The organism is Clostridium pasteurianum BC1 (assembly GCF_000389635.1).
In the GTDB taxonomy this organism is placed as follows: Bacteria; Bacillota; Clostridia; order Clostridiales; family Clostridiaceae; genus Clostridium_I; species Clostridium_I pasteurianum_A.
This window is the reverse complement of record NC_021182.1, coordinates 3086971-3112824: the sequence shown is the minus strand read 5'-3', so window position 1 is coordinate 3112824 and position 25854 is coordinate 3086971. Positions and strand designations below refer to the sequence as shown.

Annotated in this window: 25 protein-coding genes, 5 tRNA genes and 2 other annotated features; of the genes, 24 read left to right on the top strand and 6 right to left on the bottom strand. The window is 31.8% G+C overall.

The annotated features are described in order from the left end of the window. Positions 1-97 precede the first annotated feature (97 nt). Positions 98-349 carry a TIGR03905 family TSCPD domain-containing protein gene (locus CLOPA_RS14695; RefSeq protein ID WP_015616222.1) on the bottom strand — a complete coding sequence of 84 codons (252 nt, stop codon included), beginning with the start codon at positions 347-349 and terminating at the stop codon, positions 98-100. Between the two features lie 236 nt (positions 350-585). On the opposite strand from CLOPA_RS14695, the gene CLOPA_RS14690 reads away from it, so the two are divergent. Further along, positions 586-1470, top strand: a complete 885-nt coding sequence (locus tag CLOPA_RS14690; protein WP_015616221.1) for a YncE family protein — start codon at positions 586-588, stop codon at positions 1468-1470. Here the strand turns inward: CLOPA_RS14690 and CLOPA_RS14685 are convergent. Beyond that, a complete protein-coding gene (locus tag CLOPA_RS14685) occupies positions 1467-1994 on the bottom strand; it encodes a DUF4364 family protein (RefSeq protein WP_015616220.1) in 528 nt (175 codons plus the stop codon). The two genes, CLOPA_RS14690 and CLOPA_RS14685, sit on opposite strands and share 4 nt — an antisense overlap. 154 nt (positions 1995-2148) lie before the next feature. On the opposite strand from CLOPA_RS14685, the gene pdaB reads away from it, so the two are divergent. Both pdaB and CLOPA_RS14675 read left to right on the top strand, forming a co-directional pair. Then, positions 2149-2919: a polysaccharide deacetylase family sporulation protein PdaB gene (gene pdaB, locus CLOPA_RS14680; protein WP_015616219.1), complete on the top strand. Its 771-nt coding sequence runs from the start codon at positions 2149-2151 to the stop codon at positions 2917-2919. Between the two features lie 252 nt (positions 2920-3171). Beyond that, a complete protein-coding gene (locus CLOPA_RS14675) occupies positions 3172-3876 on the top strand; it encodes a single-stranded DNA-binding protein (protein WP_015616218.1) in 705 nt (234 codons plus the stop codon). A 64-nt stretch (positions 3877-3940) separates the two neighbouring features. Here the strand turns inward: CLOPA_RS14675 and dapD are convergent, their stop codons facing one another. Next, complete coding sequence (gene dapD / locus CLOPA_RS14670; protein ID WP_015616217.1) at positions 3941-4651, bottom strand: 2,3,4,5-tetrahydropyridine-2,6-dicarboxylate N-acetyltransferase; 711 nt, start codon at positions 4649-4651, stop codon at positions 3941-3943. Positions 4652-4881: 230 nt separating this feature from the next. Between dapD and CLOPA_RS14665 the strand changes: the two genes are divergently transcribed. From CLOPA_RS14665 to CLOPA_RS14640, 6 genes are all read left to right on the top strand, one after another. Beyond that, the gene (locus CLOPA_RS14665; RefSeq protein ID WP_015616216.1) at positions 4882-6033 is read left to right on the top strand and encodes a pyridoxal phosphate-dependent aminotransferase; all 1152 of its coding nucleotides are present in this window, start codon (positions 4882-4884) and stop codon (positions 6031-6033) included. A 519-nt stretch (positions 6034-6552) separates the two neighbouring features. Next, positions 6553-7473 (top strand): ABC transporter permease, encoded by a 921-nt coding sequence (locus CLOPA_RS14660; protein ID WP_015616215.1) that lies wholly within the window; start codon positions 6553-6555, stop codon positions 7471-7473. 13 nt (positions 7474-7486) lie between these two features. Further along, on the top strand, positions 7487-8401 hold the full coding sequence (locus CLOPA_RS14655; protein ID WP_015616214.1) for an ABC transporter permease: 915 nt from the start codon (positions 7487-7489) through the stop codon (positions 8399-8401). A gap of 13 nt (positions 8402-8414) precedes the next feature. Continuing rightward, the gene (locus CLOPA_RS14650; protein WP_015616213.1) at positions 8415-9422 is read left to right on the top strand and encodes an ABC transporter ATP-binding protein; all 1008 of its coding nucleotides are present in this window, start codon (positions 8415-8417) and stop codon (positions 9420-9422) included. Further along, positions 9422-10399 carry an ABC transporter ATP-binding protein gene (locus CLOPA_RS14645; RefSeq protein ID WP_015616212.1) on the top strand — a complete coding sequence of 326 codons (978 nt, stop codon included), beginning with the start codon at positions 9422-9424 and terminating at the stop codon, positions 10397-10399. The genes CLOPA_RS14650 and CLOPA_RS14645 overlap by 1 nt, the downstream gene beginning before the upstream one ends. Positions 10400-10504: 105 nt before the next feature. Then, on the top strand, positions 10505-12151 hold the full coding sequence (locus CLOPA_RS14640; RefSeq protein WP_015616211.1) for a peptide ABC transporter substrate-binding protein: 1647 nt from the start codon (positions 10505-10507) through the stop codon (positions 12149-12151). A 296-nt stretch (positions 12152-12447) separates the two neighbouring features. Here the strand turns inward: CLOPA_RS14640 and dapB are convergent, their stop codons facing one another. Continuing rightward, complete coding sequence (dapB, locus tag CLOPA_RS14635; protein ID WP_015616210.1) at positions 12448-13197, bottom strand: 4-hydroxy-tetrahydrodipicolinate reductase; 750 nt, start codon at positions 13195-13197, stop codon at positions 12448-12450. Positions 13198-13200: 3 nt separating this feature from the next. Next, positions 13201-14091 (bottom strand): 4-hydroxy-tetrahydrodipicolinate synthase, encoded by an 891-nt coding sequence (dapA, locus tag CLOPA_RS14630; RefSeq protein WP_015616209.1) that lies wholly within the window; start codon positions 14089-14091, stop codon positions 13201-13203. A gap of 489 nt (positions 14092-14580) precedes the next feature. Here dapA and CLOPA_RS14625 point away from each other — a divergent pair, with 489 nt between their 5' ends. The 8 genes from CLOPA_RS14625 (at position 14581) to CLOPA_RS14590 (ending at position 17411) form a co-directional block, all read left to right on the top strand. Continuing rightward, positions 14581-14856 carry a small, acid-soluble spore protein, alpha/beta type gene (locus CLOPA_RS14625; protein ID WP_015616208.1) on the top strand — a complete coding sequence of 92 codons (276 nt, stop codon included), beginning with the start codon at positions 14581-14583 and terminating at the stop codon, positions 14854-14856. A gap of 268 nt (positions 14857-15124) precedes the next feature. After that, the gene (locus CLOPA_RS14620) at positions 15125-15868 is read left to right on the top strand and encodes a class I SAM-dependent DNA methyltransferase (RefSeq protein WP_015616207.1); all 744 of its coding nucleotides are present in this window, start codon (positions 15125-15127) and stop codon (positions 15866-15868) included. Between the two features lie 141 nt (positions 15869-16009). After that, the gene (gene hslO / locus CLOPA_RS14615; RefSeq protein ID WP_015616206.1) at positions 16010-16894 is read left to right on the top strand and encodes an Hsp33 family molecular chaperone HslO; all 885 of its coding nucleotides are present in this window, start codon (positions 16010-16012) and stop codon (positions 16892-16894) included. A gap of 101 nt (positions 16895-16995) precedes the next feature. Continuing rightward, positions 16996-17071, top strand: a tRNA-Val gene (locus tag CLOPA_RS14610). 5 nt (positions 17072-17076) lie between these two features. Next, positions 17077-17153: transfer RNA gene (locus CLOPA_RS14605), tRNA-Asp, on the top strand. A 24-nt stretch (positions 17154-17177) separates the two neighbouring features. Beyond that, positions 17178-17253: transfer RNA gene (locus CLOPA_RS14600), tRNA-Phe, on the top strand. Positions 17254-17258: 5 nt separating this feature from the next. Beyond that, positions 17259-17333 (top strand) — tRNA-Gly (locus tag CLOPA_RS14595). Positions 17334-17337: 4 nt separating this feature from the next. Further along, positions 17338-17411 (top strand) — tRNA-Cys (locus CLOPA_RS14590). Between the two features lie 247 nt (positions 17412-17658). Here CLOPA_RS14590 and CLOPA_RS14585 read toward each other — a convergent pair. Next, positions 17659-18357, bottom strand: coding sequence for a DUF6873 family GME fold protein (locus CLOPA_RS14585; protein WP_015616205.1), 699 nt, complete (start codon positions 18355-18357; stop codon positions 17659-17661). A gap of 124 nt (positions 18358-18481) precedes the next feature. On the opposite strand from CLOPA_RS14585, the gene ytxC reads away from it, so the two are divergent. The 7 genes from ytxC to pheS all read left to right on the top strand — a co-directional run bounded on the left by ytxC (position 18482) and on the right by pheS (position 25708). Beyond that, the gene (gene ytxC / locus CLOPA_RS14580; protein WP_015616204.1) at positions 18482-19405 is read left to right on the top strand and encodes a putative sporulation protein YtxC; all 924 of its coding nucleotides are present in this window, start codon (positions 18482-18484) and stop codon (positions 19403-19405) included. Positions 19406-19465: 60 nt separating this feature from the next. Next, positions 19466-19703, top strand: a binding site (T-box leader). Positions 19704-19746: 43 nt separating this feature from the next. Next, positions 19747-21660: a threonine--tRNA ligase gene (thrS, locus tag CLOPA_RS14575; RefSeq protein WP_015616203.1), complete on the top strand. Its 1914-nt coding sequence runs from the start codon at positions 19747-19749 to the stop codon at positions 21658-21660. 239 nt (positions 21661-21899) lie between these two features. Further along, positions 21900-22008, top strand: a sequence feature (ribosomal protein L20 leader region). 41 nt (positions 22009-22049) lie between these two features. Then, a complete protein-coding gene (infC, locus tag CLOPA_RS14570) occupies positions 22050-22577 on the top strand; it encodes a translation initiation factor IF-3 (protein WP_041711509.1) in 528 nt (175 codons plus the stop codon). 20 nt (positions 22578-22597) lie between these two features. Beyond that, positions 22598-22795: a 50S ribosomal protein L35 gene (gene rpmI, locus CLOPA_RS14565; RefSeq protein ID WP_003443614.1), complete on the top strand. Its 198-nt coding sequence runs from the start codon at positions 22598-22600 to the stop codon at positions 22793-22795. A 28-nt stretch (positions 22796-22823) separates the two neighbouring features. Then, entirely contained in the window at positions 22824-23180 is a 357-nt protein-coding gene (rplT, locus tag CLOPA_RS14560; protein ID WP_015616201.1) for a 50S ribosomal protein L20, read from the top strand. A gap of 123 nt (positions 23181-23303) precedes the next feature. Next, a complete protein-coding gene (locus CLOPA_RS14555; protein ID WP_015616200.1) occupies positions 23304-24101 on the top strand; it encodes a TrmH family RNA methyltransferase in 798 nt (265 codons plus the stop codon). Between the two features lie 587 nt (positions 24102-24688). Continuing rightward, positions 24689-25708 (top strand): phenylalanine--tRNA ligase subunit alpha, encoded by a 1020-nt coding sequence (gene pheS / locus CLOPA_RS14550; protein ID WP_015616199.1) that lies wholly within the window; start codon positions 24689-24691, stop codon positions 25706-25708. Positions 25709-25854: the final 146 nt, after the last annotated feature.

The window sequence follows — 25854 nt, the reverse complement described above, 5'->3', positions numbered from 1 at the left end:
GGAAAATAAATAAAAGGGTAAATGCACCAGCATATTGCTTAGTTATTTCCTTGGAGATGTATAATTAAAAAATCCTCACTTTATGGTGAGGATTTTTTTAATTATTGCTTTTAATGTAAGTTTCAAGAGCTTTTGATAATTGATCAGGACAAGAAGTACCTCTCCCACCACAGTCTATGCCCTTTAGTTTATTTATAGCGTCACTTATATCAAGTCCTTCTACCAATCTTGAAAGTCCCTGAAGATTTCCATCACATCCACCTATAAATAAAAGTTCAGTAATCTTATTATCTTTTACTTCAAATTTTATTTCTCTTGAACAGACACCCTTAGTTTTATATGTGTACATTAAATTTTCCACCTTTCTAAATAGTACAAGTCAGATATATTAAATTTCAATTCTTATTTGTGAGAAAAAACGAACTAACTATCAAGTTATTTCGCACTTTTCTTATATTACTGATTGATTTCTTTAAATATTTTAACTCTTTTATAATATATACTAAAAAATTAAATACTGTCAATAACTCAATGGCACAATAGAGAAGTTTTACATATTATAAAATGTAGGGAGGGGGAGGTATTTTGAAGAACTTGTTTATTTGTAATGGATATTCGGATAGTATTTCCATAGTTGATACTAGTATATTTGGGAAAGTTGGAGAAATTTCTTTGAAGCAAAATCATATTGATAGAATTGGACCACATGGTATATGTGTATACAATGATAAATTATTGGTGGCAAATAATTACAGTAATTCGCTGTCACTAATAAATATAGAGAAAAAGAAAGTTGAAAAAGATTTTTTTGTAGGCATGAATTGTAACGATGTTAAGGTTATTAAACATAATGCTTTCGTTGTTTGTGGAGATATAAATAATATAGTAAACTACAGTCTTGAAAAAAATCAAATTGAAGAAGAAATTCCCTGTGGAGACATGCCACATAGTATTGATATACATGAAATTTTCAAAGGCATTGTTGTATCCAATATGAATAGCGATAGCATAACATTTTTTCAATATGAAAATAACGATAATATAAGCAATGTTAGAGTTGGAAAATATCCAACAAAGGCACTTTTTAGTGAAGATGGAAAGATGATTTTTGTTTGCGAAAGCAATATAGGTTCTGATGAGTGTGGAAATATAAGTATATTTTCTTCAAAGGACTTAAAAATACTGCATAGGATACCAGTAGGCAATTCACCAGTGGATATGTTCATAGAAAAAAAAATGTGCTTTGTATCAAATTTTGGAGATGGCACTATTAGTATAATAGATTTAAAAAATTTCATTGAAATAAGTAGAATAGATGTAGGTGGAATGCCTAGAGGAATTATTAAAGATAGAGAAAATATCTATATTGGTGATAACTATAATAATTTATTGCTGTGCATAAATTTCAATGACTGTAATAAAAAGGTAATCTGTATAGGAAAAGAGCCAACGGGAATGCTGCTCTTTTAATCATCTATTAATATATTTATTATTTTTGTATACAGCTCTGAAGAATTATTTTTCCATTTTGAACAAAGATCCCTTGCCTGCTTATTTGATACTACATTTAGTTTAAGGTCTATAAGAGTAATTTCATTTTCTGTAGCCTTTAAATTTACTGTGAAGCTGTCATTATTAGCTAAAGTGTAATTGGCAGTTAAACTTATTTCTTTTCTTATATTAATTATGTTAGATTTGATGTAAGTATCAATAAGTGTTTTTTTAGTCTCTGACACTCTATTGGAAAACATATTAAGTACTTTATCGCCTTTTGAAGTTACTGTTAATCTGTGTTTTCCATCTATATCATTATAACTTATAAAATTAGCAGATATAAGTTCAGAAATATATTCCTGCAGGGTAAAATAATTTATAAAATTATTTTTTAATACTATTTCCGTTAATTGATTTTTAGAAACAGGAAGTTTAATTTGTTTTAAAATATATATTAAAAGAAGTTTGTTTTCAGCTAATTCTAGGGTATCGTCAAACATCTTCTTTCCTCCTTAATGTTTAATCACCATATATTATAACATAAAAATACAGAAATAAATCCACAAAAAATTTTATATTTTAGTTATTAACATTCATAAAATAGCTTGTACAGAATATAGATTAACAAGAATATAAAATTTGGAGGTTAAAGTTATGCACATAATTGTAATTAGAAAAAATTTTTTAAAAAAACTTACTATTGGTATTATTGTGATATTTACTTTAGCGGTTATTGCATTTTTATTATTAAATCATGGAGATAAAACTACTATCTTATCTGGAGGTAAAAATCTTCCTATATATTCTGTGGAAACACAAAGTAAAGATGTAGCTATAACCTTTGATACTAGCTGGGGATATGATAATACTACGAAAATTTTAGATGTACTTGATAAGGAAAATGTAAAGGCAACCTTCTTTGTCATTGGCAGATGGGCAGATGAATTTCCAGATATGACTAGAGAAATAGCTAAAAGAGGACATGAAATAGGAAATCACTCAGACAAACATTCTGATTTCACAAGAATATCAAAAGATCAAATTATTAATGAAGTGGCATCAGCAGATGCTAAGATTTTAGCACTTACAGGGACAAGGCCTACTCTTTTTAGATTCCCTGAAGGAACCTATAATGACAGCAGTGTTGCTGTAGTAGAGCAAACAGATCATAAATGTATACAATGGAATGTAGATAGTATTGATTGGAAAAATCAAGGAGCAGATATAGAATACAACAGAGTAATGAAGAAAATTAGTCCAGGATCAATTATACTATTTCATAATTCGGGAAAGTACACGCCGGAAACTTTGACACGTATAATTAATAAACTTAAAAGTGAAGGATATAGCTTTGTAAAGGTTTCAGACTTAATTTATAAGGAAAACTATACTGTGAATAGTGAGGGAAAACAAATTAAAAAATAATCTATTGAAATATGAATCAAAAATGTATTATAATGGAAATAAATCATGGGAATATGTGAATATTTTAGTTGAATAAATAATAGAATTGTTTTATAGAGAGATATATTAGCATACTCGCTTGTTGTTTCTTTTCAGATATATTAAAAGGGGGATTATAATGCAATTATAAGTTTAATTTTAGTTATATTTTGTTCATATTATGAATATTCATAATGTAAGTATTATAGAAAACTAAAGGAGAGAGGGATATAAATGGACAATTTAATGTTAAACAATAAGCTCTATCTAGAAGGAAAAATTTCTTCAAAGCTTGAATTCAGTCATGAAATGTATGGTGAAGGATTTTATACTTTTAATATGGATGTTCAAAGACTCAGTGATACAAGGGACACATTGTATGTTACCATATCAGAAAGACTTATAACAGGAATGAATTTAGAAGAGGGTCAAGATGTAATTGTAGAAGGTCAGCTGAGATCCTATAATAAATTTGTAGAAGGTTCTAATAGGCTTATACTTACTGTATTTGCCAGAAATATTGAGATATGTACGGAAAAAAGTAAAAATCCAAATCAAATTTACCTTGATGGTTATATATGCAAAAAACCTGTTTATAGAACCACACCTTTTGGAAGGGAAATAGCAGATATGCTTCTAGCAGTAAACAGAGCATACAATAAGTCTGACTACATACCTACAATTGCCTGGGGAAGGAATTCAAGGTTTTGTGAGTCTTTAAAAGTAGGGGATAATATTAGAATTTGGGGAAGACTACAGAGTAGAGAATACCAGAAAAAGTTATCAGAAAATGAAGTCATAAAGAAAACAGCTTATGAAGTGTCCATATCTAAAATGGAAAAGGTAAATAAGGATGCTGAAAATGATGTGGTAAATGTAGATGAAAATTTTAATGAAGAAGATTATCACATGGGTAATATTAATAAAAATGCAATTTAAGGTTTTATGTAAAAAAAGATCCTGTACTTGTTTTAGTATAGGATCTTTTTTAATAGCATAGAGATTATTTTCTCAAATCATCCATTATCTTAGTTTTGTCCTTAGTTTGATCGTCTACACTTTTTATTATTTGAGCAGGGGTTCCAGCTACAACCACATTGGCAGGAACATCATCTATTACTACAGAACCGGCAGCAACTACGGCACCATTACCTATTTTTACTCCTTCAAGAATAACTGCATTGGCTCCAATTAATACGTCATCACCAATTTCACAAGGGGATTTACTTGGTGGTTCAAGTACACCAGCAACTACAGCTCCAGCACCAAGATGAACTCTTTTACCAATTTTACCTCTTGCACCTACAACTGCATTCATATCAATCATGGTGCTTTCACCTATCTCTGCACCAATATTTATAACTGCTCCCATCATTACAACTGCATTTTTAGCAATGCTTACTTTGTCTCGTATAATGGCACCAGGTTCTATTCTTGCATCAACTCCTGTTATATCCATAAGAGGTATAGCTGAATTTCTCCTATCCTGCTCTAATCTGAATTTTTTAATTTTATCTTTGTTACTCACTATAAATTCTGATACAGTGGAACTTTCACCAAAGATGACATAGAAATTTTGTGTACCATATATTTCTATGTTTTCCTGAGTAGAGCCAGATAAATCACCATCAACGTAAACTTTCACTGGTGTTGATTTCTTAGCTTCTTTTATGTATCGTGCAATTTCATACGGATCTGTTAAATCATAGTTCATTTAAATTCCTCCTAAAAAGTATGCTATATAGTAGTAATTTGCTATATAAGTGTATTACTATACATTAAATCATTATAATAAATATTAATAATAAATTAAAGTGCATTTTAAAATAAAACACAAGATTTGTTGTTATTATTACATTATATTGTATAATTATTAATAATGATATATTAGGCATCTTTAATTTGCCATTTTTTTAGATGCTTTATTGAAATGGAGTGAGATTTTTGGTTAAAAGTAAAATTTCTGATAATGTTAACAGTATAGAACTTTCTGGTATAAGAAAATTCTATAATAAAGTAGTGAAAGTAGAGGGTGCAATATCATTGACTCTTGGGCAGCCTGATTTTCCTGTGCCAGATGGAATAAAGGAAGCTATGATAAAGGCTATAAATGAGGATAAAACAGTATATACATCTAATGCGGGCATAGTGGAACTAAGACAGGAGATAAGTAATTTTTTAAATAATCAGGATATAAGCTATGATAGGGATGAAATTTGCATTACAGTTGGTGGAAGCGAAGGACTTATGGATGTATTTGCTGCATTTATAAATCCAGGAGATAAAGTGCTTATTCCAACTCCTGCTTATCCAGCCTATGAAAGCTGTGTTAAACTATTAGGTGGAGAAATTATTAATTATGATTTAAATAAAGAGGATTTCTCCATTGATTTCGAAAGCTTAAAAAATATTATAAACCAGGAGAAACCAAAACTTCTTGTACTTTCATATCCTTCTAATCCTACAGGCGCAGTTCTAAGCAAAGAAGCAAGAGATAAACTCTACGAAATAGTTAAAGCTGAAGATATAATAGTTATTACGGATGAAATGTACAGTTGTCTTTCTTTTGAAGAAAATTACTATTCTATTGCTCAGTTTAAAGATATAAAAAATAAGGTTATAGTAGTAAATGGATTTTCAAAGATGTTTTCAATGACAGGACTTAGAATAGGGTATGTATGTGCTGCTAATGAGTATATGGATTCCATAATTAAGATTCATCAATATAATGTTTCCTGTGCACCATCCATAGTACAATATGGCGTACTTCATGGACTTAGAAATTCTATGAAAGATGTTGAAAACATGAAAGCACAGTTCGCATTAAGAAGGGATTATGCGTACAAAAGATTAATTGAGCTTGGGTTTCAGGTAGAATTACCTAAAGGTGCATTTTATATATTTCCTTCAATTAAAAAATTTGCTTCTAACAGCGAAGAGTTTTGTGATAAACTTCTGCAGCAGGCAAAGGTAGCAGTGGTACCTGGTTCAGCCTTTGGAGAGGGTGGGGAAGGATATATAAGAATTTCCTACGCATATAGTGAAAAACAGCTTGAAGAGGCCTTTGATAGGATTGAAAAGATATTGAATAAATAAATTGAAGGATGATAATTATTCTGTAAAAATTACTATACTTTTAAAATACTTCTATTGTGCAATCTTAAATGTATTTTATAGTATAGTAATTTTTTTATCTGAATAAATATATATTATATATGCTATATATAATATATAATGCAGTAATTAAATTTATGCATTTCATATTTATTATAACAAAGTAATCATATATAATTACTGTAGTTTATATTTTCTTTAAAATACGACAAAAATCTTAATTGCAAGTTTTTACATTGAATTTTACGAGTATGTTAAATGATAATGTTTTATTTTGATAATTTGTTAAAAAAAATAGATTTTATTTTAAGTGTTATAATTATTTATTATCTTGACAAAAATTAATAATTATTATATTATCATTATCGTTATATAAAAATTATTAATTTGATATTCTGATCAGTTAAGAGGATGAATACAATTAAATATAAAAAATTCATTAATTGTAATTAATGAGAATTTATATAGTTAATTATAAATTATTAAAATGGAGGAAAAAATATGCTCAAGTATATCTTGAAAAGATTAGTATCTAGTATTATAACCATTTGGGTTGTAATAACCGCAACATTTTTTTTAATGCACGCAGTACCGGGTGGTCCCTTTGATGGAGGGAAAGTATTACCGCCGGCAATTAAGGCAAATTTAGAGGCGAAGTTTGGTCTTGACAAACCTTTAAGCCAGCAATATGGTATGTACCTTAAAGATCTTATACATGGTGATTTAGGACCTTCTATGATGTATGAAGGAAGAACGGTAAATGATGTAATTGCTTATTCCTTTCCTGCTTCCGCTAAACTTGGATTTGCTGCTGTTGGAATTTCTGTTATATTTGGTTTAATTATGGGTATAATTGCAGCCCTGAAGCAGGGCAAATGGCAGGACAACCTCTGTATGATTATTTCAACTGTGGGAGTTACTATTCCCAGCTTCGTAATGGCAACAATATTTATATATTTCTTTGCTGTAAAGCTTGGCTGGTTCCCAGCAGTAGGCTTTGATGGACCACAATATATGGTACTTCCAGCAGTAGCTCTTTCTGGATATTCTACTGCCTTTATATCAAGACTGGTAAGATCAAGTTTATTAGAAGTAGTTAGACAGGATTATATAAGAGTAGCAAAGGCAAAGGGACTTTCAAAGGGAAAAGTTATAGTTAAACATGCTCTTAGAAACTCACTTATACCACTTATAACTTATTTGGGACCATTAATTGCCAGTGTTCTTTCTGGAAGTTTTATAATTGAATCACTTTTCGGAGTACCTGGACTAGGTAAAGAATTTGTTCAAAGTATCGGTAATAGAGATTATTCAACTACATTAGGAGTTACTATATTTTTCTGTACATTATTAATAGTTGCCAATTTTATAGTTGATATATTATATGTAGTTATTGATCCTAGAATAAAACTGGAGAATTAAGGGAGGAACAAAAATGGAATTTCCAAAGGATATGTTTGAAAGAATTCCCAATAAGGAGAAGGCTAAGAATGAAGTGGTAAGACCAAGTCTTACTTATTGGCAGGATGTTTGGATGAGAATCAAAAAAAATAAACTTGCTATGCTGGGATTGATAGTAGTTATTTTAGTTACACTACTTGCCATATTTGGACCAATGTTTTCAAAATATGATTATCATACACAGAATTTTGCCATTGCAAATCAGGGTCCTAGTGCGGCGCATTGGTTTGGAACAGATAAATTTGGTAGAGATTCTTTTGTAAGAGTTTTGTACGGAGCGAGAATATCTCTTACAGTTGGGTATGTTGCCAGCATTTTGAGTATTGTAATTGGGGTTGTATATGGTGGTATATCAGGATATTTTGGTGGTAGAGTAGATAATATAATGATGAGAATAGTTGAAGCTATATATGCAATTCCTATAACTATATATGTAATACTTTTTATGGTTGTATTGGGAACGGGACTTAAAAGTATTATTATAGCTTTGGCGGTGGCCTTTTGGATAACCATGGCTAGAATTGTTAGAGGACAGGTTATGTCTCTTAAACAACAGGAGTTCGTTTTGGCGGCTAAAACTTTGGGGGCATCTCCATTTAGAATATTGTTAAAGCATTTAATTCCAAATTGTATGGGACCTATAATAGTTACGTTGACGTTATCAGTACCTGACGCTATTTTTCAGGAAGCTTTCTTAAGCTTTATAGGACTTGGAGTTCCAGCACCTATGGCGTCATGGGGAACTTTGGCATCAGATGCATTGGAAGGCTATCAGCTTTATCCTTTCCAATTGTTTTTCCCGGCAATGGCAATATGTATTACAATGTTAGCGTTTAATTTATTAGGCGATGGACTAAGGGATGCCCTTGATCCAAAGATGAGAAAATAATAGGAGGATTATAATGGAAAAGTTACTCCAAATTAATAATATACACACTTCATTTCATACTCATGTGGGAGAAGTTAAGGCGGTAAGAGGTGTAAGTCTTGATTTATATAAAGGAGAAGCCATTGGAATAGTTGGTGAATCCGGCAGTGGAAAAAGTATAACTATGATGTCGCTAATGCGTTTACTTGAAGATAACGGAGAGATAAAAGAGGGAGAAATACTGTTTGAAGGCAAGGATTTAACTAAGCTTTCAGAAAAGGAAATGGAGAAGATTAGAGGAAATGAAATAAGCATGATATTCCAGGATCCAATGACCTCTTTGAATCCTGTATTTACCATAGGGAATCAGCTTATAGAACCACTTATCAAGCATAAAAAATTAAGTAAAGCTGAGGCAACTAAGAAGGCTATAGAGATGCTAACGCTAGTAGGTATACCAAGCCCGGAAAAGCGAATAAAACAATATCCTCATGAATTTTCTGGTGGTATGAGACAAAGAGCTATGATTGCCATGTCTCTTGTATGTGGCCCTAAGCTTTTAATAGCAGATGAACCAACTACTGCACTGGACGTTACCATACAGGCACAAATACTTGAACTTATGAAGGATCTTAAGGAAAAATTAAATATGTCTATTATTCTCATAACTCACGATTTGGGAGTTGTGGCTGACGTATGTAATAGAATAAATGTTATGTACGGTGGTACTGTTGTAGAAAGTGGAACTAGTAGAGATATATTTTATAATCCTAAACATCCTTATACCTGGGGGCTTTTAAGGAGTATACCTAATCCTAAAGAGGATGTAAAAGAGAGATTAAAGCCTATAGAAGGTAATCCACCAGATTTATTGAATCCACCTAAGGGCTGTCCTTTTGCTCAAAGGTGTGAATATGCCATGAAAATTTGTATAGACAATAGACCAGAAAATTTTAAAATAGATGAAGGTCATTATTCTGCATGTTGGTTAAATCATCCTGATGCACCTAAGGTTACGCCTGATACAGGGAGGAATAAATAATGAGCGATAAAAAAACACTATTAGAGATAAATAATTTACAGAAGTTTTTTCCTATAAAAAAGGGTTTAATGGGAAATAAACAGAGCTTGGTTAAAGCAGTAGATAATGTCTCTTTTTCTATAGCTAAAGGTGAAACTTTGGGACTTGTTGGTGAGTCTGGTTGTGGTAAAACTACTATAGGCAGAACTATAATTAAGCTTTATGAACCAACAAGTGGTGAGATAATATACGATGGTAAAGATATTGCAAAGCTTTCTCCAAAGGAAATGATTCCCTATAGAAGAAAGATGCAAATGATATTCCAGGATCCCTACGCTTCATTAAATACTAGAATGACTGTAGGAGATATAGTTGGTGAAGCCATAGATATCCATAAATTAATGAATAAAAAAGAGAGAAATGAAAGAGTGCATTATCTTCTCAGTAGGGTTGGGCTAAATACTGATCATGCCAGCAGATATCCTCATGAGTTCTCAGGTGGGCAAAGGCAGAGAGTTGGTATTGCTAGAGCACTGGCAGTGCAACCTGAATTTATTGTGTGTGATGAACCTATATCAGCCTTAGATGTTTCCATACAGGCACAGGTAGTCAATATGCTTGAAGACCTTCAAAATGATTTAGGCCTCACTTACTTGTTTATAGCCCATGATTTATCCATGGTAAAACATATATCAGATAAAATTGGTGTTATGTATTTGGGAAAATTGGTGGAAATAGCAGAGAGTAATGAATTATATAAGAATCCGCTTCATCCATACACTCAGGCGCTGCTCTCAGCTATACCTATACCGGATCCTGATGCTGCAGCAAATAACAAGAGGATTATGTTGCAGGGAGAAATACCATCTCCAATTGATCCGCCACCAGGCTGCAGGTTTAGAGAAAGATGCAGCTATGCTAAGCCAATTTGCAAAGAATTAGAGCCAGAATTGAAAGATCAGGGTAATGGTCACTGTGTAGCCTGTCATTTATATTAAATTTTGATTGAACCAGTATGCTAGTTATAAATGTATAATTAAAGTACTGATTGAATATACTAACAAAAATAACAAAAATAAAAAATGTATTAAGGGGGAAATCTTATGCTAAAGAGTAAAAAATCAAGATTATGTGCATTGGTTATGTCTGCAGCAATAGTGGGAACACTATTGAGCGGTTGCGGAAGTAATACTAGCAGCACAACAAAAACAGAACAAAAAATAACTTATAATTTAGGTGCAGATCCTAAGACTATTGATCCAGGTCTTAACAGCTCCGTAGAAGGTGCTACAGTAATTGCCAATGCCTTTGAAGGATTAACTGATGTGGATACAAAAAATCAGCCAATCCCAGGAGTTGCTACAAAATGGGAAGTTAGTAGTGATGGAAAACATTACACATTCCATCTTAGAAAAGATGCTAAATGGTCCGATGGAAAACCAGTTAAGGCTCAAGACTTTGAATATGCTTGGAAGAGAGCATTAGCTCCAGAAACTGCATCAGACTATGCTTATCAGATGTATTATTTAAAAGGTGGAGAGGCTTATAATGAAGGCAAGGGAAGTGTAGATCAGGTAGGAGTTAAAGCTACTGATGACTATACTCTTGATGTAGATTTAGAAAATCCAACACCATACTTTTTATCACTTACTTCATTCCAAACTTATATGCCTGTAAGAAAAGATATAGTAGATGCTCATCCTAAGGATTGGGCAACTAAAGGTGCAACTTATGTTTCTAACGGAGCCTTCAAGCTTCAGGATTGGAAGCCAAAGGATAGCTTAACATTTGTTCCAAATACTAATTATTGGAATACTAAAAACATTAAGCTTACTACTTTGAAATACACAGTATTAGATCAGGAAACTAGTTATATGTCAGCTTTCCAGACTGGTCAGATTGATATAATAGATAATCCACCAACAGAACAAATACCTACATTATTAAAGAATGGCACTGCAAAAACTTTTGTAAATTTGGGAACTAATTACTACAGCTTTAATTTAGCTCCAGATGCAGCTAAGATCAATCCCGCAGCTGCTAAGGTTATGCAGGATGTTAAGGTTAGACAGGCGATTTCTCTTGCTATAGACAGAACTAAACTAGTTAAAGATGTTACAAAGGGTGGTCAAACTCCTTCAACAAGTTTTGTTCCAAGTGGCATGCTTGTAAATGGAAAAGACTTTAAAGATAAGCAGTATTATAAGCCGGAGGGCGATGTGGCACAGGCTAAGCAACTTTTAGCTGAAGCAGGATATCCGGATGGTAAGGGATTCCCTAATCTTGAATTAATATACAATAATATGCAACTTCATCAAAGTGTAGCACAGACAGTACAGGATATGCTTAAGAAAAACTTAAATATAGATATAACACTTAGAAGTGTTGAAAGAACAGTTCAACTTAATGATACAACTAAACATCAATACATTATGGCTAGAAATGGATGGTCAGCAGATTATGCAGACCCAATGACTTTCCTTGACATGTGGGTAACAGGTGCTGGAAACAACGTAGCAGGCTATACTAATCCAGATTATGATAAACTTATAGTAGCTGCTAAAGCTGAAACAAATGTAGCAAAGAGAGATGATGAAATGCATCAGGCAGAAGCTATATTAATGAAAGATATGCCTATAATTCCACTATATGAGTATAATGTAGTATCATGTGCAAAGAGTTATGTAAAGGATGTTTATAGAAACCCAATGGATACTTTATATTTCCAAAATGCATATGTACAAAAATAATTAAGTTTTCCTCCAGATTTTCTGGAGGATTTCTTTTATATGTATAAAACTGTCTGTGCTTTTAATATATTATATAATTAATCTAGGAAAGATAATTAAAAGCAATAAAAACACTATGGAAATCAATCAATAATAAAATCTTATTGTTAAATTTCATAGTGTTTTTTTATGCTTAGAACTGATTATCCAGGGACGTAGCCACTCTTCACTACCATTTTGAGGCGGATGGAAGTATTAGTGGGGTAGCCATCGGATAAATCACGCATACAAAATGCTTTTTTGTATGATTAAATATTTTATGAATTCAGTACATTATCCATATTATAAAGACCTTTTGATTTTCCTTGCATAAATTCACAAGCCTTAAGGGCACCTACTGCAAAAACTTCTCTGGAAATCGCAGTATGTTTTAATTCTATAGTTTCTCCTTGACCAGCAAAGATTATTTCATGCTCACCTACAATACTTCCGCCGCGTATGGCGTGAACGCCTATTTCATTGTGTTCTCTCTTGTGAATGCCTTCTCTTCCATTTACATAGACTGTATCAGCCTTAATAGCAGCTTTTATAGTATCACCAAGTAAAAGAGCAGTACCACTAGGGGCATCTACCTTTTGATTGTGATGCTTTTCAATTATTTCAATATCGTAATTTTCGTATAAAAATGCACTTATATTTTTTAATATATTGTTTATCACGTTTATACCTATAGACATATTGCCTGAACGGAATATTGCATGTTCTTTGCTGAAAGCATTTATTTTTTCAATTTGATCATCACTGAAGCCTGTGGTGCACAATACAACAGGTAAATTATTTTTTTCGGCAAGTTTTAAAATATCTTCTAAAGCATCTGGTCTTGAAAAATCAAGAATTACATCTACAGATACATTGCAGGAATCAATAGTTTTAAATACCGGAAAATCAAAGGAGTCCTTTGTAAAATTGTCGATACCTGCTGCAATTATGGCATTGTCAAATTTTTTGGCTGCCTCAATTACTACCTTTCCCATTTTACCGCCGCAGCCATTTAATAATATTCTCACTACCTATTCCTCCTTTAGTGATAAGCCATAGGCTTTAATTTCATCTTTTAATATTTGAAGATTTTTTTCATTCATAGAACAAAGAGGCAATCTTAAGGAGCCAACCTTGTAACCAAGAAGATTTAATGCGGTTTTTATTGGTATTGGATTAGTCTCTATAAATAGAGCATTACATAAAGCTAATGTATTCAGTTGAAGTTCAAGAGCTTTTGAATGATCTCCCTTTATATAAGCTATTACCATTTCATGAATTTCTGTAGGAAGAATATTTGCAATTACTGAAATTACACCTTTACCACCTAAAGATAATATAGGTACGATTTGGTCATCATTTCCCGAATAGATGTCAAATCTATCTTTACAAAGAGCCTTCATCTTTGCAATTTGACTTATGTTTCCACTCGCTTCCTTAATAGCCTTAATATTCTTTAGATCACTTAGGGTTAATAGAGTTTCAGGATTTAAATTCATTCCAGTTCTTCCTGGAACATTATAAAGTACTATGGGGATATTAACTGCATCATTGATAGCTTTAAAATGTTCAATTAATCCCTTTTGAGTGGTTTTATTATAGTAAGGGGTTATAATGAGGAGTCCATCAACTCCTACACTTTCTGCCCACTTACTCATTTTAATACTTTCACTGGTATTATTGCTTCCTGTACCAGCAATTACTGGTATTCTCTTATTGACTACATCTACTGTAAATTTTATTGTTTCTTTTCGTTCTTCTGTAGTCATGGTAGATGCCTCACCAGAAGTACCACAAATTACTATGGCATCTGTAGAAGATTTTATGTGCCATTCAATTAATTCTTTAAGTTTCTCTAAATCTACTCCACTTTCTGTAAAAGGAGTTACAATAGCTACAGCGCTGCCTACAAATATACTCATAATAGTCCTCCCTAAAGTATATGGTTTATATATTTTTCTATATTAATAGTATATTCAAAAGTAATTATAAGTTCTTAGTTTATATGTAGATAAACAATATGAATTTTACAATTATCCCCCTGAAAAATTTTAGCCAACCTTCACATTATATTATATAACTATAATATATAAAATTGTATATAAATATAATATTATAATTTAATAGAATTTACAAATATATTTAGTTGGAATTATATAAGGCATATTCAAATAAATAACTAGTCAGTATGCTAGTATATTTTGCATCCTACCGCGTCAACAGAACCCTTAGATAGCTCACTATCTGCGGAACCTGTTTCCTTGTAGGCTTCAAAATATACGTTGCATCTTTGACTTACTATTTATTTTCATATGCCTAAAACTAATGAATTAATTATAAAAATGTATATATAGTTCTCTTTATGCTAACACTAAATAATAATTATTAATTATTTTGTGGGAGCGATTGTTATGGGGAAAACACCTTTAAAAAAAGTAATAAAAGCAAAACTTAAATCCAATAGGGAACTGACTGAGATGGAAAAATTAAGAGAGAATATAAAATATGAAATAGCAGAGGAGCTGGGTCTCAGCGAAAAAATTGATGAACTTGGCTGGAGCGGATTAACAGCAGAAGAAACGGGAAGAATAGGTGGCTTAATGACTAAGAGAAAAAAGGAGCTGCATCTACCTAAAAATGTGGATATACAGAATTATGATGAAAAAAGTCAAGAAAGTAAGGAGTGAGTATATTTTCCTTGTTGACTTATATAGAAAAAATATATAATATTTAACTTGTGAATTTTTTGATTATGTAAAGCAGTTATTTATTATATGTTGTATAGCAACATTTGGAGTATGATATAATGTCTATAGGATTTTAAATAAATTTTGTCATTTGTAAAGTGACTGTTATTTTATGTTATATAACATTATTAAATGATTTGTGAGACATAAAAGATTATGTAAATTAAATTATGCTTACTGATTTTTTAAGCTGTTTTGAGGGGTTATTATGGATTGCTATAAAAATTTTGCCCATGTTTATGATGAACTCATTCATGGAGACGTAGATTATGAAAAATGGGGAAACACTATTCTAGATATATGTAAAAGTCATAATGTGAAGTTTGAAAGCTATTTGGACTTGGCTTGTGGCACAGGAAATCTTACAGAAGTAATAGGCAAAGCCTTTAAACAAATCTGGGGAGTAGATTTATCCGAAGATATGTTGTGGGAAGCTGATAAAAAGCTTAGAAAGACAAATATAAAGGCAAAACTGGTAAAGCAAGATATCTGTAATTTGCAGCTAAATAGGAAATTTGACTTGATAACTTGCTGTTTGGATTCAACTAATTATATTTTAGAGGATAACAATCTGAAAAAATATTTTAGTGGCATTAGGAAACATTTAAAGGAAAATGGTGTTTTTATTTTTGATATAAATTCCTATCATAAACTCGGTAAAATTATAGGGAACAATCTTTTTACCTATGATGATGGAGAGGTTGTGTATATATGGGAAAATCAATTCGATAATGAAATTGTGGACATGTATCTTACCTTTTTTGTAAAAAGCGGTGAAGATTATAAGAGATTTGACGAAGAGCACAGTGAAAGAGCTTATAGAGAATGCGAAATAGAAACTTTACTTAGTGAATGTGGCTTCGTGGTAATAAATAAATTAAACAATTATAAAGAGGAGACTATAGATAATAATACGGAAAGAATAGTGTATATACTAAAATGTAGTGAATAAAATATTAATTATACAAATCTAATTAATATAAATTGTATGGAAACATTTATATTAATCTGTTATTAATCTCCCGCCTATAGAGGATAGGAGATGGATAGCACATTAGGTCAAAAATATAAGTATCAGTATTGGAGGAAAACTATGGAAGATAAATTACTGATTGCAACGGCAAAAGATGGAGAAGTTAGAATAATAGCAGCAACTACAACGGAATTGGTGGAAACGGGCATAAAATTTCATGAATGTGAGGCAACCGCTGCCGCTGCACTGGGCAGAATGCTTACAGCAGGAAGTCTTATGGGAGCTATGATGAAAAATGAAAGCGATTCTCTTACATTAAAAATAGATGGTGGAGGAATTGCAAAGGGAGTACTTGTTACTGCTCATAGTGATGCTAGTGTGAAGGGATATATAGGAAATCCAAAGGCTGAATTGCCTCCAAACAGTAAAGGTAAACTTGATGTATCAGGTATAATTGGAAAAGATGGTATTCTTACAATTATAAGGGATCTTGGTTTGAGAGAACCCTATGTAGGGCAGGTACCAATATATACAGGGGAAATAGGGGATGATCTGGCATATTATTTTACTACCTCTGATCAAGTGCCCTCAGCAGTGGGACTTGGGGTTTTAGTAAATAGGGATTTAAGTATTAAAGCAGCAGGAGGATTCATAATTCAAATGATGCCAGGGCATAATGAACTTACAGCTGATTTAATAACTTACAGATTAGAAGAGATACCACCTATAACTAAGCTTATAAGTGATGGTATGAATATAGAAGAAATCCTTAATTATATATTTGAAGATATGGATTTAAAGATAGTGGGGGAGATAAAGCCTGAATATAAATGTGATTGTACGAAGGAGAGAGTTGAGAGAGCCCTTATAAGTATAGGGAAAAAAGATCTAGAAGAAATATATAATGAAAACAAAACAGAAGAATTAAGGTGTAATTTTTGCAACAAAGCATATACCTTTACTCATGAAGATATAGGTAATATACTTGATAATCTATCTAATTAAATTATTAAATGAGAAAATTGCTAAATAATGCTTATTTACAATAAAAAAATATTGACAAATACTATTTCATATAATAAAATAGTATTTGTCTTAAATATTAAGGGCGCTTAGCTCAGCTGGGAGAGCATCTGCCTTACAAGCAGAGGGTCACAGGTTCGAGCCCTGTAGTGCCCACCAATATTGGCCTGGTAGCTCAGCTGGTTAGAGTGCTGGCCTGTCACGCCAGAGGTCGAGGGTTCGATCCCCTTCCAGGTCGCCAATATTTTTATGTTTAATATACTGTGGCCAGTTAGCTCAGTCGGTAGAGCAGAGGACTGAAAATCCTCGTGTCCCTGGTTCGATTCCTGGATTGGCCACCAGCGGTGCGGGAGTGGCTCAGTGGTAGAGCGTCACCTTGCCAAGGTGAACGTCGCGAGTTCGAATCTCGTCTTCCGCTCCATTATGGCGCTATAGCCAAGTGGTAAGGCAGAGGTCTGCAAAACCTTTACCCCCAGTTCAAATCTGGGTGGCGCCTCCATAATAAAAACCCTTGAAAACTAATATTTTCAAGGGTTTTTAAAATTTGTTAAGTTTTTGTTGATTTCTTTAAGGATTGTCCTATAACTGTCCTAAGGAAATTGTTTTATTTTTGAGATAGGTTTTCCTAAGATTTCGGAAGTTTCCTTTTTTACTGGAAATATTTAAAGACTCTGTTGAGGTAGTAGGATTGAAATATACTAACATACTGGCTAATTATTTCTTTGAAGATATCTAAACTTAATGAATTATATGCGAAATAGTGTGCCCCTATCTATTAGGTTACCCTTAGATAAGAAAATTGGTTTTACATCCTGCTGTATTAAAAATTTAAAAACCATATCTCCATATAAATAATTATCTAAGTTTCCGAAAAAAGCAATACTGCCATCTTCAACAATGCCACAGGTACCGCCTATGAAACCATAATTTAATCCCGGTAATTCAATATTGCCTGGCGGAACAAGAAGAACCTTCACTCCATTAGAGGTGAGAATATCATGTATCTTTATATCACTGGTAATAGCAGCTGAATCATTTATTAAAGCCGTAGAGCATTTGCTATAGCCCTGTTTTACATTTAATAATTTTTTGCCTTTAACCATGGATATTAAATTTTTATCTGTGTATTTTAAATTATGTAAAAATATATCATTTGTGCTGATGGCATTAAGAAATATATCATAGGGATAAGTTTCTTTAAGACTATTATGGCTTTTAATTACATTATAATTTAAATTTTTTAAAATATAAATAAAGGACATCTCCATAGTGTTATGGACTACTATATTTTTTTTATCTATAATGTGCAGAAGCATATCTGGGTGGCCACATATGGCATTATATAGGCTTTTACTGGGTGGTACTATTATGGGTTCAAATCCATTTTTATATAAATTTTCCTTTTCAGTTTCACTAATTCTAAAGTCTACTAATACATTTTTCAATTTTATATACCTCAAAATTTAAAATTTATTTATTTTATTTTAGCATAATTTTATTACTTTTACTTAAAATAAAGCATATAGATTTACGTTAAACACATACTATTTTGGGGAAGGAGTGAGAAATGTGCTTCTAAAAGACATTGTTTATAACGGAGAAAGGGAAGATGTAATAGACGGTTTAGAATATATAAAACAAAATTTAGAAATAAAAGGAGCTAAATTGGGAATTTCAGAAAGTGTAGAGAATAGAACTCACTTCGTTAAAATATTTTGCAGTGATGAAATTTTTAATTCTAAGGTTGAACACAATTTTAATTTATATTTGAGTATGCTTTTATATAAATTTATGTCTCAAGAATTTTATGATAAAAAATTAATAGAGTTTTTAAATGAAAATTATTTTTTCCTTAAGGGTGAAGAGCTAAAGGATTTAAAAAAGATATGTAAAGATTCATTTTTATGTGAAGGTAAAATTAAAGATGAAAATGAGGTTTACTATATAAATAGAAAAAATTCAATTACAAGAAAAATACTTCAATGTGTTAATGAAAATGCTTTAATAAATATAGAGGGCTTTGTTACATTCAGAATTAAAGAAATGGAAAGTGATTTTCAGGCTATAGTAGATAAAGCAGTGGAAAAGTATATGATAGATAAAGAGTATGATGAGTTTATTAATCTTTTAAAATATTTTGTGGATATTCAAGAAAGCAAAATAGACGAGGTTAATATATCTTCAAGTATTAATGGAGAATATATTATTAAGGATAAAAGTGGTAAGGATATAAGTGAAGAACTGGTTAAAGAATTAAAGAATACAAAATATAATAATAAAGATAATCAGGAAGATATAATTATTAGTGGGCTTATAACTCTAGCACCTAGGAGTATAATTATTCATAATATAGATGATTTTAAGAAGAGAGAGTTAATAGATACTATAAGTAATGTATTTGAGGATAAAGTTAAATTTTGTGATGATGATGCGGAAATAGAGAGCTTAGATACTAAACTAGAAAAAATAAATAAAGATCTTATAAAAGTTTAATTTGATTATTGACATATATAAATTTGTAGCATAGAATGAACTTAGTTAAATTATATTAGTAAAAATGCAATGAAAAGGAAGAGTAAGTAAACACTGTTCTAAGAGAGAGAAGTCATTTGCTGTGAGACTTCTTGAATAAGATTTATTGAAAACCACCTTTGAGTTAATTGCTGAATTTAAGGCATTGGAGAATGTCTTAGTAGGCTAAATTCGCTTGTCGGCGTTAAGATATTAAGTGAATACTGTATTTAAATGCAGTGTTAATTTGAGTGGAACCGCGAAATAACTCGTCTCATTATTGAGGCGAGTTTTTATTTTTTTAGTGATTAGGAGGAGTAATTATGGTTAAAGTTACACTGAAGGATGGAAAATCTTTAGAGGTAGAAAAAAGTACAAAAATTGAAGATATTGCAAAAAATATCAGCACAGGCCTCTACAAAAAAAGTTTAGGAGCCAAGGTAAATGGAAAAAGAACAGAATTAATGGCAAAAATAGATGAGGATTCTATTCTTGAAATATTAACCTTTGAAGATGAAGATGGAAAATGGATATTAAGGCATACAGCTTCACATATATTAGCTCAAGCAGTGAAAAGATTGTATCCAAAAGTAAAGTTAGCTATTGGGCCAGCTATAGATAATGGATTTTATTACGATTTTGATGCTGATTTTCCAATAACAGTGGATACACTGGCTGCTATAGAAAAGGAAATGTCTAAAATTGTAAAGGAAAATTTACCTCTTGAAAGATTTGAACTACCTAGAAATGAAGCCATTGACTTTATGAAGCAAAAGGGTGAGGACTACAAAGTAGAACTTATTGAAGATCTACCTGAAGGAGAGATAATTTCCTTTTATAAGCAGGGAGATTTTACAGACCTTTGCGCAGGCCCTCACGTACCATCTACTGGAAGAGTAAAAGTTTTTAAACTTCTTTCTGTAGCAGGTGCATACTGGAGAGGTAATGAAAAAAATAAAATGCTTCAAAGAATATATGGTACAGCTTTTATAAAAAAAGCTGATCTTGATGGATATTTAAATATGCTTGAAGAAGCTAAAAAAAGAGATCACAGAAAACTTGGAAAAGAACTTGATTTGTTCAGTATTCATGAAGAGGGGCCTGGTTTTCCATTCTTTCATCCAAAGGGTATGGTAGTTAGGAATATACTGGAAAGTTATTGGAGAGAAGTGCATACAAAAGCAGGTTATGATGAAATAAGAACTCCTATTATATTAAATGAAGAATTATGGCATCAATCTGGACATTGGGATCACTATAAGGAAAATATGTACTTTACAAAAATAGATGATAATGATTATGCTATTAAGCCAATGAACTGCCCTGGATCAATATTGGTATATAAGAATTCAATACATTCCTATAGAGAATTGCCAATAAAGCTTGGAGAACTTGGTCTTGTTCACAGGCATGAGAAATCAGGAGCATTACAGGGTCTTATGAGGGTAAGATGTTTTACTCAGGACGATGCCCATATTTTTATGACAAAGGATCAAATTACAGAAGAAATTTTAGGAGTAATTAAGCTCATTGATTCCTTCTATAAAATTTTCGGATTTGAATATTTTGTAGAACTTTCTACAAGACCGGAGGATTCCATGGGAAGTGATGAGGATTGGGAGATTGCTACTAATGGATTAATAGAGGCACTAAATTCGGCAGGACTTAAGTATAAAGTAAATGAGGGCGATGGAGCTTTTTATGGTCCTAAAATAGATTTTCATCTTAAAGATTGCATTGGAAGAACATGGCAATGTGGTACAATTCAATTGGATTATCAAATGCCTGAAAGATATGACTTAACTTATATTGGTGCAGACGGTGAGAAGCATAGGCCTGTAATGGTTCATAGAGTTGTATTTGGAAGTATAGAAAGATTTATAGGAATACTCATAGAACATTATGCAGGAGCTTTTCCTACTTGGCTTGCACCAGTTCAAGTTAAAGTTATGAATATAACAGAAAACCAAATTGAATATCTAGACAAAATAATTAAAATGTTAAAAGATGCAGGCTTTAGAGTAGAAAGTGATATAAGAAATGAAAAGATAGGCTATAAGATTAGAGAAGCACAGCTGCAGAAGATTCCATATATGCTTATAATAGGTGATAATGAAGTGAAAGAAGGAAATGTTTCAGTAAGAAGTAGAAAAGATGGAGATTTGGGAAGCTTAAATGTAGAAGATCTTATATTAAAGTTGAATGCTGAAATAGATCAGAAACTAAATAGTATATAAACAGAATTCTTAGCATAAGGAGGAGTTTTTCTCAGCTGATGCTTACTAACAGAGCTCTAAGTATCAGTATTTTTGATACTTAGAACTCGTTGTCCTTTAGGGTAAGTCGTTATCCAGGGACGTAGCCACTCTTTACTCCTACTTTACGAAAAGCCATGGGAGTATTAGAGTGGGTAGTCATCGGATAAAATATATTAACAAATTTATTGACAATATATTATATTGATAGTATAATATTTTATGTCAAGAAGAAACATGCCGTTTCTCACCTTACAGCATTGCTAGTTAGGTTTGATTTTAAATTTTGGTTATTATTGAGGGCGGCATTTGTCGTCCTTTTGTTTTGTTTAAATATTTACTATGCATGTTTCTTTTTCATGAATTCGGAGGTGAAAATTATTAGTAAAAATAATAAGTTTATCATTAATGAAGAGATTAGAGAAAGAGAAGTAAGGGTTATAGGAAATGATAATTCACAGCTTGGAGTTATTTCTACTAGAGAGTCTATAAGGCTGGCAGAAGAGCAAGAGCTGGATTTAGTTCTTATATCACCAGGTGCAGTTCCACCAGTTTGTCGAATTATAGACTTTGGTAAGTTTATATACGAGCAAAATAAGAAAGAAAAAGAAAATAAGAAGAATCAAAAGGCAGTAGTGATTAAGGAAGTTAGATTGAGTGCTACAATTGAAGAGCATGATATAGCAATTAAAGCTAATAATGCTAGAAAGTTTTTACTTGATGAAGACAAGGTGAAGGTTACTGTTAGATTTAGAGGAAGAGAAGCAGATTATGCCTTCAAAGGCAATAAGATATTAGACAACTTTGTTTCTAAAATAGAGGATGTTTGTGTCATTGAAAAAAGAGCAAAGCTTGAAGGAAGAAATATGACCATGGTTTTAGCTCCTAAAAGAGCATAATCGAGGGGAGGAAATTTATTATGCCAAAAATGAAAACTAAAAGAGCAGCAGCTAAAAGATTTAAGCTTACAGGTACTGGAAAGCTTAAGAGAGCAAAGGCTTTTAAGAGTCACATATTAACTAAGAAAAGTACAAAGACAAAGAGAAACTTAAGAAAAACTGGATATGTTTCTGTAACACAGGAAAAGACAATGAAGAAATTGTTACCATACCTATAATAGAGTTAGGTTGAAGGAGGTTTTTTAAATGGCAAGAGTAAAGAGAGCTGTAAATGCTCGTAAATATCATAAAAAAATATTAAAACTTGCGAAAGGCTACTATGGTGGAAAAAGCAAGTTATTTAAAACTGCTAACGAAAGTGTTATCAGAGCATTAAGAAATGCATACGTTGGAAGAAAATTAAAGAAGAGAGATTTCAGAAAGCTTTGGATAGCTAGAATAAATGCTGCTACAAGAATAAATGGTCTTTCATATTCAAGATTTATCAATGGAATCAAATTAGCAGGTATAGACCTTAACAGAAAAATGCTTTCAGAAATAGCTATAAATGATCCTAAAGCTTTTACAGAATTAGTGGAAACAGCTAAAAAACAATTAGCTTAATAGATAAAAATGCAGCCTTAATGGGCTGTTTTTTTATAAACATAATTTCTGAAACCAGTGTTAAATGGGCTAGTCATAAGATAAATAGACTTCTCAAAAATAAAAGTGAGGATTGATATAATTTTGTTAGAAGTAATAAAAAGTAAGGATAATTCAACAATTAAAGAAATAAAAAAATTACAGGAAAAAAAATATAGGAATCTTTATAATAAATTTATAGTGGAGGGCTTTAGATTTGTTTCAGAAGCTTTGGATTCAAAATTTCATGTATGTTATATTATAATTAGTGAAACAATAGAAGAAAAATTCAAGAAGCTTAGGTTAAATGAGAAGGTAAAGGATGATACTAAACTTATTAAGGTTTCTGAGTCTATATTAAAGAGTATATGCAGTACGGATAATCCACAGGGGATTGCAGCGGTGGTAAGTAATAAAGAAACTATTATGGATTACAATGAGGGATTTTATATATTGGCAGATAAGATTCAGGATCCTGGAAATATGGGAACAATTATAAGAACTGCCGATGCAGCCGGTGCAAAGGGTGTTATAATAACAAAAGGCGCTGTAGATATATATAATGGCAAAGCACTTAGATCCACTATGGGTTCTATATTTAAAATACCCATAATACTAGATGAAGATTTAAAGCATGTAAAAAGTTTAAAACAGCAGGGCTTTAAAATTGTAACCAGTTCTTTGGATACAGAATATAATTTTTATGATGTAGATCTTACTGGAAAGATAATTATTGTAGTGGGGAATGAAGGCAGTGGAATCAGTGAAGAAATCTACAGCCTTTCTGATGAAAAGGTAAAAATACCAATGCCAGGTAATACAGAGTCGTTAAATGTAGGAATAGCAGCAGGAATAATGATGTTTGAAGCGGTTAGACAGAAAATAGTTGAAAAAAAATCTTAGTATGGTTATAATAATAAATGTGATTTTATATTTAAGGCGTTTTTAAAATAATTTTGTATATTTCAATTGTTATTTTTATTTAGATAGCATTAGGCTTTGAAGGAGAGAGTAAGTATAAACTTTACTTTAGGCATATCAAATAAATAACTAGTCAGTATGCTAGCCTATTTTGAATTCTACGACCTCAACAGAACCCTCAGATAGCTCACTATCATGGTCACCTGTTTCCTTGTAGAATGCAAAATATTGGTGGCATCTTTGACTTCCTATTTATTTTCATATGCCATACAGGGAAAAAAGACTATAAACTGAGAGTCTTTTTAAGTAAAATATGCTGAAGTTCACTCTGGAGTTCTGCTGGTGAAAGTCATTTTTAAAAGAATATATAGTCAGTATATTGGCATATTTTATTCAGTTTTCATAGAATATTTCTTTTAAATGTGAAAGTAGCCTTCAGCGGTTAAAACCGTTATATTTTCGAGAGGACTTTTGTCAATTAGGGTGGTACCGCGGATACTTCGTCCCTTTGTGGGATAGAAGTTTTTTTGTTTTTTGATAAATAATTATTTTAGGAGGAAAATAAATCTATGAAAGAAAAATTAGAGGAGATTAAAAATAGTGCCATTGCTGAACTCAAGAATTCAGTAAAAAAAGAAGAACTTGAAAAATTAAGAGTAAAATACCTTGGGAAAAAAGGAGAACTTACACAGATATTAAGAGGTATGGGTGCTCTTTCAAAGGAAGAGAGACCGGTAATAGGTAAAATAGCCAATGAGGTGCGAGAAAAAATAGAAGGTATAATAAATGAGGCAATGGATAGCTTTAACCAAAGAGAAAAAGAAGAAAAATTGAACAGTGAAATAATTGATATTTCTCTTCCAGGTAGAAAGCAGACGATAGGACATAGAAATCCACTGGACATAACTTTGAGGAAAACAGAAGAGATTTTTCGTTCCATGGGATTCACAGTAGAAGAGGGCCCGGAAGTTGAATACGATAAATACAATTTTGAGATGCTGAATATCCCTAAAAATCATCCTGCTAGAGGTGAACAGGATACATTCTATATAAATGATAATATGGTTTTAAGAACTCAAACTTCACCAGTTCAAATAAGGACTATGCTAAGTCAAAAGCCACCTATAAAAATGATATCACCAGGAAAGGTATATAGGTCAGATGCAGCAGACGCTACTCACTCTCCTATATTTTATCAGGTAGAAGGCCTTGTAGTTGATAAGGGAATAACCTTCGCGGATATGAAAGGCACTTTGGAAATGTATATAAAAAAGATGTTTGGTGAAAATGTAAAGACAAAATTCAGACCTCATCATTTTCCATTTACAGAACCTTCAGCAGAACTTGATATTTCCTGCTTTGCCTGCGGTGGAGAAGGCTGCAAGGTTTGTAAGGGTGAAGGCTTTATAGAAATGTATGGTTGTGGTATGGTTCATCCACAGGTGCTTAGAAACTGCGGAATTGATCCGGAAGTTTACAGTGGTTTTGCTTTTGGTGTGGGTCTTGATAGAATTGTTATGCAAACACTAGGTATAGATGATATAAGGCAATTATATGAAAGTGATATGAGATTTTTAGATCAGTTTTAAAAATTAATAATTAATAATTAATAGTTAAGAATTAAAAGTAGGGATTGCTTTTTTGAATTTTATTTAAAAAAACTGTAATATAAATTTTTAGTAGCACAGCGAAAAAAAATGTCCACAACTTTTAACTCTCCACTTTCAATTCTCAA